The sequence below is a fragment of the Aurantiacibacter sp. D1-12 genome (genome assembly GCF_028858515.1).
Classification (GTDB): domain Bacteria; phylum Pseudomonadota; class Alphaproteobacteria; order Sphingomonadales; family Sphingomonadaceae; genus Alteraurantiacibacter.
The window spans coordinates 139,582-151,963 of record NZ_JAPJZJ010000001.1 but is presented as its reverse complement, the minus strand read 5'-3'; the positions used below and the strand labels follow the sequence as shown (position 1 = coordinate 151,963).

The 12,382-nt window shown below is 60.2% G+C and carries 10 protein-coding genes; 7 read left to right on the top strand and 3 right to left on the bottom strand.

Annotated elements, in window-relative coordinates; genetic code table 11:
* Position 1 precedes the first annotated feature (1 nt).
* A complete protein-coding gene (locus OOZ52_RS00810; protein WP_274696585.1) occupies positions 2-901 on the bottom strand; it encodes a fatty acid desaturase in 900 nt (299 codons plus the stop codon).
* Positions 898-1,095, bottom strand: a complete 198-nt coding sequence (locus OOZ52_RS00805; protein ID WP_274696584.1) for a hypothetical protein — start codon at positions 1,093-1,095, stop codon at positions 898-900. The genes OOZ52_RS00810 and OOZ52_RS00805 overlap by 4 nt, the downstream gene beginning before the upstream one ends.
* 209 nt (positions 1,096-1,304) lie before the next feature.
* Here OOZ52_RS00805 and OOZ52_RS00800 point away from each other — a divergent pair, with 209 nt between their 5' ends.
* The 5 genes from OOZ52_RS00800 to OOZ52_RS00780 all read left to right on the top strand — a co-directional run bounded on the left by OOZ52_RS00800 (position 1,305) and on the right by OOZ52_RS00780 (position 8,235).
* Positions 1,305-3,419 carry a sodium-translocating pyrophosphatase gene (locus OOZ52_RS00800; protein ID WP_274696583.1) on the top strand — a complete coding sequence of 705 codons (2,115 nt, stop codon included), beginning with the start codon at positions 1,305-1,307 and terminating at the stop codon, positions 3,417-3,419.
* Between the two features lie 172 nt (positions 3,420-3,591).
* Positions 3,592-4,785: a GNAT family N-acetyltransferase gene (locus tag OOZ52_RS00795; protein WP_274696582.1), complete on the top strand. Its 1,194-nt coding sequence runs from the start codon at positions 3,592-3,594 to the stop codon at positions 4,783-4,785.
* Entirely contained in the window at positions 4,785-5,669 is an 885-nt protein-coding gene (locus tag OOZ52_RS00790) for a cupin-like domain-containing protein (RefSeq protein WP_274696581.1), read from the top strand. The genes OOZ52_RS00795 and OOZ52_RS00790 overlap by 1 nt, the downstream gene beginning before the upstream one ends.
* A 33-nt stretch (positions 5,670-5,702) precedes the next feature.
* A complete protein-coding gene (locus OOZ52_RS00785) occupies positions 5,703-6,599 on the top strand; it encodes an acyl-CoA thioesterase (RefSeq protein ID WP_274696580.1) in 897 nt (298 codons plus the stop codon).
* Between the two features lie 25 nt (positions 6,600-6,624).
* Positions 6,625-8,235, top strand: a complete 1,611-nt coding sequence (locus tag OOZ52_RS00780) for a serine hydrolase (protein ID WP_274696579.1) — start codon at positions 6,625-6,627, stop codon at positions 8,233-8,235.
* Positions 8,236-8,239: 4 nt separating this feature from the next.
* Here the strand turns inward: OOZ52_RS00780 and uvrC are convergent, their stop codons facing one another.
* On the bottom strand, positions 8,240-10,198 hold the full coding sequence (gene uvrC / locus OOZ52_RS00775; protein WP_274696578.1) for an excinuclease ABC subunit UvrC: 1,959 nt from the start codon (positions 10,196-10,198) through the stop codon (positions 8,240-8,242).
* A 115-nt stretch (positions 10,199-10,313) separates the two neighbouring features.
* Between uvrC and OOZ52_RS00770 the strand changes: the two genes are divergently transcribed.
* Positions 10,314-11,036, top strand: a complete 723-nt coding sequence (locus tag OOZ52_RS00770; protein ID WP_274696577.1) for a CPBP family intramembrane glutamic endopeptidase — start codon at positions 10,314-10,316, stop codon at positions 11,034-11,036.
* 56 nt (positions 11,037-11,092) lie between these two features.
* Positions 11,093-12,379: an APC family permease gene (locus OOZ52_RS00765; RefSeq protein WP_274696576.1), complete on the top strand. Its 1,287-nt coding sequence runs from the start codon at positions 11,093-11,095 to the stop codon at positions 12,377-12,379.
* Positions 12,380-12,382: the final 3 nt, after the last annotated feature.

Below are 12,382 nucleotides of genomic sequence, written 5' to 3'. Positions count from 1 at the left end.
ATCAATTCAGCACAGAACAATCGATCCCGCGCTTTTCGAGCAAGGGGCGCATCTCTTCAAACGCGTCCTTCGTGCGGTGGTTGGGTATCCACGGGCACAAGTGATGTATGAGGTGGTACTGCATTCCCATCGACAACCAATGCCCAGCTTTCGACTTGAACAACACTGTGTTGTCGTACCGCCCCCTGCCATCGCGAGGATGGTGCGGCGCCCAACTGAGCCAGAAGCGGATGTAGGACGTCCCGATGTGACAAGGCAGCCACCACAGCAGCGCCGCGTGAAACGCGTAGCCGGTCCAGCACATCACAAACATTACCGACAGCGCAAACAGCCGGAGCAATAATGTCTGTCTCAGCGCAAACTTCGCCTGCACAGTCCCGATCCGCGTCACGACCCTGCGATAGTGATGGATCGAATTGGTTGGCCCAGGCTGGCGGTTCAGCCACGTCTTGTACAGCGCATCGAACGCGTTTCTGCCATCGTCAGCATAGTCCGGATCATTCTCGGGGTCGTTGCAGTGGCGGTGATGCTCAAGATGCATCAGTCGCGCCATCGCGAAGGGAAAGATGATGATGATGGTGGCGACTTGCCCTGTCACCTCATTCCAGAACCGCATGGGCGTTCCCGGCCGCCCGATATTGCCGTGCATCGCCTCGTGCGAAAGGATGAAGCACGCACAGGCGAACACGGTCGAATAGACAAACCCCACCCAGAGCGGCGCTAGCCCGGTCATCGTCAGCGGAAACATCGCCAGCCAGCCCAGAAATCCGCCTATGGTGATGATCACATATGGGACCATCTCGAACGTTTTGGGGAGGTATTTCAGCCCGATGTCGCGTTCTTCCGCGATCGAAGCATTGCTGTCACGAGCTTCACCTGACTGACTACGGTACATCGTCATATCCAGCGCCCGCGGATCTTGGCGTAGGATCCCCACACGAAACCGATGCCCAACCCGATCCATATGGCCGGGATACCACCCACTGCGGTAAGCTGCTGATATGCGAGCAACTGCATGATAAGCGGCGCGATAAAGCCGATACCGAATATGACCGGCAGCCATGCAAAAACCGCTTTCAGGATTGCCTCGCTCATTGCCGGAAAGCGTAGGAGCGTTGGCAGATAGTGGCAAGTTGAGCAGAGGCCGGTGGATGGAAAGACCACAAAGGCGCGAAAATTCTCCTCACCTCGGGCAAAACCACCGCTTTACGCTTGTAGTCGCGCCCCAGATTGCCTAGCGAGGCCCCCACGCGAACCCGGCATAACCGGGTCGTTTTCATTTTATAGAGGGGACAAACGGGGTCATGGAACTCGTTCTCATTAGTATTGCGCTGGGTGCGCTGGCCGTAGTTTACGGCTTCTTCACCAGCCGCCAGGTGCTTGGCGCATCTGCCGGTAACGAAAAAATGCAGGAAATTGCCGGAGCTATTCAGGAAGGCGCACAGGCCTATCTGAACCGCCAATACACCACGATCGGCCTGGTCGGCGTGGTTGTGGCTGTGCTCGTCGGCGTATTCCTGGGTGTCATTCCAGCAGTTGGCTTCCTGATCGGCGCCATCCTGTCGGGCGTCGCCGGCTACATCGGCATGAACATCTCGGTACGTTCGAACGTGCGTACTGCTGCGGCAGCCGAAAGCGGCCTGCAGCAGGGCCTGACCATCGCCTTCCGCGCCGGTGCCATCACCGGCATGCTGGTGGCTGGCCTCGCTCTGCTCGCCATCGCTGTGTTCTTCTACGTGCTCGTTGAAACGATGGGACTTGCAGCTGGCAGCCGTGAAGTGATTGACGGTCTTGTTGGCCTTGCCTTCGGTGCATCGCTGATTTCGATCTTCGCGCGTCTCGGCGGTGGTATCTTCACCAAGGCTGCAGACGTCGGCGCCGACCTGGTCGGCAAGGTTGAAGCCGGTATCCCGGAAGACGATCCTCGCAACCCTGCGACCATCGCCGACAACGTGGGCGACAACGTGGGCGACTGTGCCGGTATGGCAGCTGACCTTTTCGAAACCTACGTTGTGACCGTTGGCGCGACGATGGTTCTGATCGCGTTGCTGTTCGGTTCGATGCTCGGTGATCTGCTCCTGCCACTGATGGCGCTTCCGCTGCTGATCGGCGGTGCATGCATCGTGACCTCGATCATCGGTACCTATTTCGTACGTCTCGGCAACGGGACCAACGTGATGGGCGCGATGTACAAGGGCTTCATCGTCACTGCCGTTCTGGCCATTCCGCTGATCTGGTTCGCAACCGAATACGCGCTTGGCACTGGCGGTGCGGACATGAGCACGGTGCTAAACCCAGGTGACGTTGTGGAATTCCACGGTCGTGACCTGTTTTATTGCTCGCTGATCGGCCTTGCGCTGACCGGTATCATCATCTGGATCACCGAATACTACACCGGCACGAACTTCCGTCCGGTGAAGTCTATCGCCAAGGCATCGGAAACGGGCCACGGCACCAACGTGATCCAGGGCCTGGCCATCAGCCTTGAATCGACTGCCCTACCGACCATCGTCATCATCGCCGCGATCATCGGTGCGTACCAGCTGGCCGGCCTGATCGGCCTCGCCTTCGGTGCAACCGCAATGCTCGCGCTCGCTGGCATGGTTGTGGCGCTCGACGCATACGGTCCGGTAACGGACAACGCAGGTGGCATCGCCGAAATGGCCGGTCTGGACGAAAGCGTCCGCGAAAAGACCGACCTGCTCGACGCTGTTGGCAACACCACCAAGGCTGTGACCAAGGGCTATGCCATCGGTTCGGCCGGTCTTGCTGCACTCGTGCTGTTCGCCGCCTACACTGCCGACCTGCGGGAATATTTCCCGAGCGCTGAAGTGAACTTCAGCCTTGAGAACCCGTATGTCATCGTTGGCCTGCTGCTCGGTGCCCTGCTCCCGTACCTGTTTGGTGCGATGGGCATGACCGCCGTGGGCCGCGCTGCCGGTGACGTGGTTGTCGACGTGCGTGACCAGTTCGCCAACGACAAGGGCATCATGGAAGGCACCAGCCGTCCGAACTATGCCCGCACGGTGGACCTGGTGACCAAGGCCGCGATCAAGGAAATGATCGTGCCGTCACTGCTTCCGGTGCTGGCGCCGATCGCGATCTATTTCGCGATCTACTTCCTCGCCGGCCAGAACGAGGCCTTCGCGGCTCTCGGCGCACTGCTGCTCGGCGTGATCGTCGGCGGTCTCTTCGTCGCGCTGTCCATGACTGCGGGTGGCGGTGCGTGGGATAACGCGAAGAAGTACATCGAGGACGGCAACCACGGCGGCAAGGGCTCTGAAGCTCACAAGGCTGCTGTGACCGGTGACACCGTTGGTGACCCGTACAAGGACACCGCCGGCCCGGCCGTTAACCCGATGATCAAGATCACCAACATTGTCGCGCTGCTTCTGCTCGCGGCTCTGGCCGGTCACTAAGACCCACACAGGATCGGGGCTTCCACGGCCCGATTATCGTTAAGAAGGCCCTGCCAGGCTCGCGCTTGGCAGGGCTTTCTTTACCCTATCATTTAGCCAATTCTTGCCCCCTGCTCTCCTATGCAAGCATTCTCATACGTATGTGAAAGCTAGCACAGGTTAACAATCGCCCTTGGGTCAGGATCTTCCCATTACCGGACCAAAACCACCCCTCCTGCGGCTTGCAGAAGGCGTGGGCGCGTCACAGACGGGCAATACGCTGCCCACTGTGCGCGGAATGGTGCGCGACTGGCGGTCGTTTGATCGCGGAGACCGCGTGGCAGCGTGGGACCAGCTGGCGCAATCGGCTAGCGAACCCAACCCGTTCTATGAAAGCTGGTTCTTGCTTCCGGCCCTGGAGCAATTCGATCCGCATCATCGGGTACAGATATTTGCGATCGAGGCTGACGGACAACTGATCGGTCTGCTGCCGCTGCGGCGCGATCTGTCCTATTATGGCAACCCTATCCCGCATTTGCGCGGCTGGACGCACGATAACTGCTTTCTGGGTACTCCGCTTGTGCTCGAGGGGTGTGAGCGATTGTTCTGGGCAGAACTGTTGCGTTGGGCCGACGCGCACCCGCGCCTCGCGCTGTTTTTCCATTTTCTGCACATGCCGGTTGGCGGTGCTTTGCACGAAGCCTTGAAGCGTGAGATCGAGCGGAGCGGGCGCCCGGCCGCAACGGTCATGCTGGAAGAGCGGGCCTTGCTAGAGAGCGATCTCTCGCCGGAAGACTATTTCGAACAGTCGCTTTCAACCAAGAAGCGCAAGGAGCTTCGCCGTCAGGAACGGCGATTGGCTGAGGCGGGACGGCTGGAGATAGAAGAAGTCTCCGATTGCGAGGAGATCGCAGAATGGACGCGCGAATTCCTCGAACTCGAGGCGAAAGGATGGAAAGGCAAGAACGGATCGGCTCTCGCCAACGATGATCGCACCCGCCGCGTATTCAAGCGCGCACTGTCAGGCGCGGCGCGGCGCGGCAGGTTGCAACGATTAACCCTGAGACTGGATGGCCGTGCGATTGCTATGCTGGCGAATTTCATCGCGCCGCCCGGCGCGTTTTCATTCAAGACGACCTTTGACGAGGACTACGCGCGATTCTCGCCCGGCGTTCTTTTACAACGTAACAACTTGCAAATTTTACAGCATGGCAGTGTCGGCTGGATTGACAGTTGCGCCGCCAGTGATCACCCCATGATTGATCATTTCTGGCGGGAACGGCGCAGCATCGCCCGCTATTCGATCGGCATTGGCGGTGGCTTACGCCGTCAGGCCTTTGACAAAATAGTCCGGTTTGAAACCGGCGCCGCGTCAGGGGGGATTTGATGCCGCGTCTTAAGAAAAGTCTGCATGATAGAGCCCTGGGCGGGCAGAGGGTTTTCCCCTCTGCATCGCAGAGCTTCTTCGCTGCCTCCTATCCCGAGGGGGCGCTCAAGCTGCAGCATAACCTTGCCAACCATCCGCTGCTGCAGATCGACAAGCTTGCGATGATGGCAGAGTCCATGCCGGAAGAGTCGATCGAATATAATCGGGGCGATGTGCCTATTGCCGTCAACGGCAAGCCCGAAGCCAATGGCATGACCATCGGCGACACCATCCGCAATATCGAGAATTCCAACAGCTGGGCCGTGCTCAAGAATGTTGAGCAGAAGAAGCCTTTCGCCATGCTGCTTGACGAGCTGCTGGAAGAACTTCGCCCGATTATCGAAGCTCGCACCGGGCCTTTGTTAACGACGCAGGCCTATGTCTTCATTTCGAGTCCGAACGCTGTAACGCCGTTGCACTTTGACCCGGAGCACAACATCCTGATGCAACTGCGCGGCTCCAAGACCATGACAGTCTACCGCGCGGGCGACCCCCGATATGCTTCTGACCGGCGACACGAAGCCTATCACACTGGTGGTGCGCGCGAATTGCCGTGGAACAAGAATCTGGAGCGCGGCGGGCTATCGTACGAGCTTGAGGTCGGTGATGCCCTCTATGTCCCGGTAATGGCACCACATTTTGTCCGCAACGGGCCCGAATATTCGGTATCGCTGTCAATTACCTGGCGCAGCGAATGGAGCTATGCCGAGGCCGATGCGCGCGCATTCAACGCTCTTTTGCGCAAGTTCGGCATGAACCCTAAACCACCTGCGCGCTGGCCTGGCTCCAATGCGGGCAAAGCGAAGGCCATGCGTGTTGCTCGTCGCCTGCCTGGCATCGCTTGACGCACAGCGCACCCGCGCGCATTGCAGAAGGCGATGACCAACGCGCCTTCTTCACTACCTACACCCGAACATATTGTTGCAGAGCTCGTCTTCCTGCTCGAGCTGGAGCCCAAAGGGCCGGACAGGTTTGTCGGGCGGCGCAGGCCCGATGGCACAGGCCGCGTGTTTGGCGGGCAGGCCATTGCGCAGGCGCTTGAGGCTGCCAGCCGCACGGTCGATCCATCCCGCACGGTACATTCGCTGCATGCCTATTTCCTTCGCCCCGGCAGCGATGATTTGCCGATCGAGTTCCGGGTGAAGCGCGATCTCGACGGCCGCAGCTTTTCCAACCGCCGGGTCGTTGCCAGCCAGGATGGCAAACCTATCCTGAACTTCGTGACCTCGTTTCAGGAGCCCGTCGAAGGTCCAAGTCACCAGCATCCCGATATGCCGGATGTTCCTCCGCCGGAGGAGCTGAAACCGGATTCCGAGGTGCGGCAGGAAGTGGCGAAGTTCGTACCGGACGGGCCGCTCAAGAATCTGCTTCTGCGCCCCTTCCCGGTCGATTTCCGTTCGGTGGAACCGCGCGACTGGCTGGCCCCGAAAAAGCGCGAACCGACCAGCCATATCTGGTTCAAGACAATCGCGCCCTTGCCGGCAAAACCATCGTTACACCGCTCGGTTCTCGCCTTCATCTCGGACTTCCAGATTCTGGCGACAGCCCTGCAGCCGCACGGCAAGAGCCTGCATCGCGGTGAGGTAAAGGCCGCGAGCCTCGACCACGCGATCTGGTTCCACGAACCGTTTGCAGTGGACGACTGGTTATTGTTCGCGACCGAGGCACCGTGGAGCGGCGGCGCACGCGGATATTCGCGCGGACAAGTGTTCAATCGCGAAGGCAAGCTGGTCGCCAGTGTTTCTCAGGAAGGCATGCTGCGGCACGTCAAGTAACGGTGCTGCAAGAGGGAATGGAACGATGAAAAGCATCACAAGAATTGCAATTACCGCAAGCACTCTGGCGGTGACATCTGCCTGCGCGACGGTGCAGCCGGCTGAAACAACAACCTCCGCGGCTGAATTGGCCCCCGCCCAGCCGAACTACGCTGAAGCACTGCAACGCACGATGGCGGCATACGATTCAACCGGAATGGTAGCTGCAGTTCAGATCGACGGCGAGCTAGCCTACCTTGGCGCAGCGGGGCTCGCAGAAGAGGGCACGAACCGGCCCGTAACCGAGGACATGCTCTTCCCCATCGCTTCGATTTCCAAGGCCTTCACCACAACCGCGCTCGCCATTCTGGTTGATCGTGGCGAGGTCGATTGGGACGAGCCGATCCGGACATATATTCCCGAATTCACCATGTGGGACCCGTGGGTGAGCGAGAACTTTACTGTGCGTGATGCCCTCACCCACCGCTCCGGCCTACCGCTTGGCGCAGGTGACCTGCTGATCTGGCCCGACGGTAATGCCGAGCCGGACGATGTGATCGCCGCCCTCGCGCACCTCCGCCCGTCAGACGGTTTCCGCTCGCAGTATAACTACGACAATCTGCTCTACATTGTGGCGGGCGAAATCGTCGCGCGGGTCTCCGGCCAGAGCTGGACCGATTTTGTGACACAGGAAATCCTGCTGCCCGTGGGCATGGAGCAGTGCGCCGCAGACAAGCCGCTGATCCCGGAAGGTGCGCCGGTTGTCACCGGACATGAACGTGCGGCCGGCGCCGAAGACGGTGTTCCGACCGATCCGCGCATCGACTTCTCGACCACTTGGGCAGCTGCAGGCGGTCTTTGGTGCCCTGCCGGCGAGATGATGGAATGGGGCCAGTTCTGGCTTGACGATGGTGTCACTGCGAGCGGGCAGCGCCTGATCAGCCAGGAGCAGGCGCGCGAGCTGTGGCGAGGTATCACCCCGCAAAACCCGCGCGGTGGCCTGCGCGCAGCGGGTTCATCCAACCTTGCCATGTATGCGCTGGGCTGGAGCATTCATGACTTCGAGGGCACGCTGGCTATCGGCCATGGCGGCGGCGCACCAGGCGTGGTCAGCAACTTCCTGATCCTGCCCGAGTACGACGCGGTGATCTTTTCCGCCTCCAACGACTATCGCGGTGCTGCCTCGACCTTCAACTATCACGTGGCAAGTGCGCTCGTCGGTGCGCCGGAGAATGACTTTATCGGCGAATGGGGCGCTGCCTTTGCAGCGGCGGAAGAGCGCGGCGCTGCCTTCATCGCGGAAACGGGGAGCAGCTCGCCGGATAACGCCAGCGAACCCAGCCTTCCGCTGCCCGCCTATGTCGGCACCTATCAGGACCCGTGGTATGGCACCGTCACCATCAGCCTGACCGAGGAAGGCACTCTCTACATCGACATGGGCCGTAGTGAAGTACTCGACGGCGCCCTGACCCACTACGATGGCGATCGCTTCGCTGCCTTCTGGCCCGACAGCTCGTTAAAGGCCGATGCCTTTGTGGACTTTACGGTCGAGGATGGCGCGGTGACGCAGGTGACGATGGAAGCGATTTCAGACCTCACCGACTTCAGCTACGACTTCCACGATTTGCGGTTGGAGCCGGTGGTCGAGGCCGAGTGAGCACTCACCCACCCGCGTGGTAAAAGTCATACACCGTCTGCGCCACGCTTTCGCTTACACCCGGCACACGCTTCAGGTCGTCGAGGGCAGCCGCGCGGACTTTACTCGCAGTGCCAAAATGCAGCAGCAGCGCGCGCTTTCGGGCTGGGCCAATACCAGGGATTTCGTCGAGCGGTGATGCGGTGATTGACTTGCTGCGTTTCGCGCGGTGTGCGCCGATCACGAAGCGGTGGACCTCGTCGCGCAGGCGCTGGAGATAGAAAAGTACGGGTGAATTGGTGGGCAGCATTTTCTCGCGGCCATCGGGGAAGTGGAACACCTCCCTGCCCTCGCGCCCGTGGTGCGGGCCCTTGGCGATGGCGATCAGCGGCACATCCTCGATGCCCAGTTCCGCGAGTGTATCGCGCACTGCGCTCATCTGGCCCTTGCCTCCGTCAATCAGCACAAGATCGGGCCAGACGCCTGCCTTTTCCCGGTCCGGGTCTTCCTTCATCGCGCGGCTGAAGCGGCGCTCCATCACTTCGCGCATCATGTCGAAATCATCATTGGTCTGCGCGGTCTTGATGTTGAACTTGCGATACTGGTTCTTGATAAAGCCTTCCTGCCCCGCAACCACCATCGCCCCGACCGCTTTCGCACCTTGAATGTGCGAGTTGTCGTAGACCTCGATGCGCGCGGGCACCTCGGGCAGCTCAAGAAACTCCACCATTTCGCGCATGATCTTCGTCTGCGTGCCGCTTTCGGCGAGGCGACGGTCGAGCGCTTCCACGGCATTGCGCTTGGCCTGCTCCATCAGCTTGCGACGCTCTCCGCGCTGCGGCGTAGAAATGCTGACCTTGCGGCCGGCCAACTCGGCGAAAGCCTCTTCGAGCAAGGCCTCTTCGGGCAGTTCGCGGTCGACCAAGATATTGGGCGGCGGCGGCACTTCCTCGTAGAACTGCGCGAGCACGCGGGACAGGACCTCGTCCTCCTCCACGCCCTTGACGTGGCTGGGAAAGAAGGCGCGGTGCCCCCAGTTCTGCCCGCCGCGCACAAAGAAGCCCTGGATGCCGATCTGGCCACCTTTGGCATGCAGCGCGAAGACATCGGCATCGCCTACGCCTTGTGCGTTCACAGCCTGCGAACCCTGGATGAAAGTCGCCGCGCGCAATCGGTCGCGCAGCAGAGCCGCCGTCTCGAAATCGAGCGCTTCAGCCGCCTTGGCCATCTGCTTCTCGATCTTGGCCTGCACCGCGCTGGATTTTCCGCCGAGAAAGTCCTTCGCCTGCTTGATCAGATCGTCATAACCATCCTTGTCGATCCGCCCGACGCACGGCGCGGAGCAACGCTTGATCTGGTAAAGCAGACACGGCCGGTCGCGGCGTTCGAAGAAGCTGTCGGTACAGCTCCGCAACAGGAACAGTTTCTGCAGCGCATTGATCGTCGTGTTGACCGATCCGGCGCTGGCGAATGGCCCGTAATAGCTGCCTTTAGCCCGCCTTGCACCGCGGTGTTTCATGATGCGCGGATAGTCGTGCCCTTCCCGCAATAGAATGAAAGGAAAGCTCTTATCATCACGTAATAACACATTGTAAGGAGGTCGAAATCGCTTGATGAACTGCGCTTCCAGTAGCAGCGCCTCTGCCTCGGAGTTGGTGGTGACAATCTCCATCGCGCGGGTCTGGGAGACCATGCGCTGCAGGCGGTTCGTCAGGCCTTTGATCTGCGTGTAATTCGACACCCGCGCTTTCAGGCTGCGCGCCTTGCCGACATAGAGCACATCGCCTCGCGCATCGAGCATACGATACACGCCCGGTTTGGGTTTGAGCGTTGCCACAACCTCTTTGATCGCACCCACACCGGCTTCCAGATCGGGCTGCGCACCTGCCTTGGCGCTGCCTTTCACAGTGTAGGCTGCGCGCTCCTCGTTGAAGCGCTCTGCACCATGCGGGTTGGGTGGGGATCCGGCGTCACTGCGGCTCATGCAAGCGAGATAGAGCGGCGCATCCGGTTTGGGAACTGCCCCGGCTCCAATAATATAGTTGCACGTGAAACCACATGGTGTATTATCCATGTGGGACACCAACAGGAGATGTTGTTTGTTATCCAAGTCCCAAGCCACTGAAACCGCAAAACCGAACTGGTGGCTCGTGCTCGAAGTGCTGGCCTTTTCTGCACTCGCTTTCGGCACCCGGCCACTATTCGCAATGATCACATGGAAGTTTGCCGGGCCGCTTTCGCTGCTGTTCACACTGACAGTGCTGACAATCTATATGCGTCGCAAGGGCATCGGGTGGCGCCAGATGGGCTTCGCACAACTTCCCGGCTGGAAAGCCAAAGCGATGATCCTGCCCAAGGCACTGGGCACCTTCGTACTGTTCTGTCTTGCCGTGGCCATCGTGTTGCTAGGCGGCGAAGCAATTGGTCTTGTCCAGCCGGACGGGCTCCCCGATGGAGCACAGGATCGCTGGGGTGATGTGGAAGGCAACCTTCCCATGCTCTTGCTGTGGCTCGGTGTTGTCTGGACCAGCGCTGCATTCGGCGAAGAGATGTTCTTTCGTGGATACATGGTTACGCGTATCGAAGACGGGCTTGGGGACCTTCGCGGAAGAACCGCGCTGGCGATCGCAATTCCGGCAATGATCTTCGGGTTCGCTCACTTCTATTATCAAGGCCTATGGGGCTTTCTGATGACAGGCATGATCGGACTGGCGTTCGGCGTGGCTTTCGTGCTGTTCAAGCGCAATCTCTGGCCGATCATCCTGGTTCATGGCGCGATCGACACGATCAATTTTGTCAGCATCTATCGCGGAGAAGCCTGACACCCTGCTTGCGCGCTGCGGTGTTTCGGGGCAGCACAGCGCGCAAGGGGATCGTAATGGACAAGACAGACATCGCACCGCCGCGCACCGTCGGCTTCTGGGGCACTTCGCTCTTCCAGCTGAACGGCATGATCGGGAGCGGCATCTTCGCCCTCCCCGCCGTTCTGGTGGCCGCAGTCGGCAGCTTTGCGCCCGTTCTCATGCTGATCGGTGGGCTGATCTTTCTACCGCTGGTGTTGGTCTTCGCGTGGCTTGCCGCGCGGTTTGACGGGACAGGCGGCCCGATCCTTTACGGAAAGACGGCATTTGGCAGCTTTGCAGGCTTCCAGGCCGGCTGGGGCCGTTTCGCTTCGGGCATGGTCGCAATGGCGGCGAACACCCATGTGATGGTCGCTTATTTCGCGGCGATATTCCCGGTGCTCGAGAACGAGATGCTGGCCACCGCAACGACAGTGATCGTCATCCTGCTGTTCACCGCGATCAACCTGTTTTCCATGCGCGGATCGGTGAATACGCTGGGCGGACTGACCGTCCTCAAGCTCGCTCCGCTTGCTATTCTGATTGCCGCAGCGGTCTTCGGCCAGTTCACGTCGCCCGGCATCGTCCTGCCGCAGTTCAGCCAAGTCGAAACAGTGGTGCTGCTGCTGTTCTATGCCTTCATCGGTTTTGAAGGTGTCACCGTTCCGGCCGGAGAAATCCGCGATCCCAAGCGCGATATTCCGCGCGTTCTGGTGACGGTGCTAGCCGGGGTCACCGTGCTATACGCCGTAATCATCTGGGCCTATCTCACCATCGGGCCGGAACCGGGTGCCAACGAGAATGCACTTGCAGGAGCCGCCGATGTGGCGCTGGGCCAATGGGGCGCGGTAATGATCGTGCTGGGCGCGGGTTTCTCTATCGCAGCGAACAGCTTTGGCGGTCTGATCATCGTCCCGCGCATGGCCTACGGCATGGCGCAGCAGAAGATGCTGCCCCGCTGGTTCGAAAAGGTGCATCCGAAGTACCTCACACCTGCCAACGCCATTGCGTTTTACGGCATCTTGTCCTCACTCTTCGCCATCTGGGGCGGATTTGCCGCGCTTGCCGCCGCCAGCACGCTTTCACGCCTGCTGACATACCTGATCACCGCAGCCGCCCTGCCGGTAATCGAGAAGCGCGAAGGTGCGCTCAACCCGCTCCATGCCGTGGTCTCGGTCATTGCCTTTGGCGCGACGGTGTGGATTGCCAGCCATGCCAATGCACAGGCCTGGACTATGTTCGGCGCCCTACTGGCTGTTGGCACCCTCCTCTACTTCATTGCGCGTCGCCGTGATGATGCAGGGGAAGAGACGCAAGCCAGCTGATAC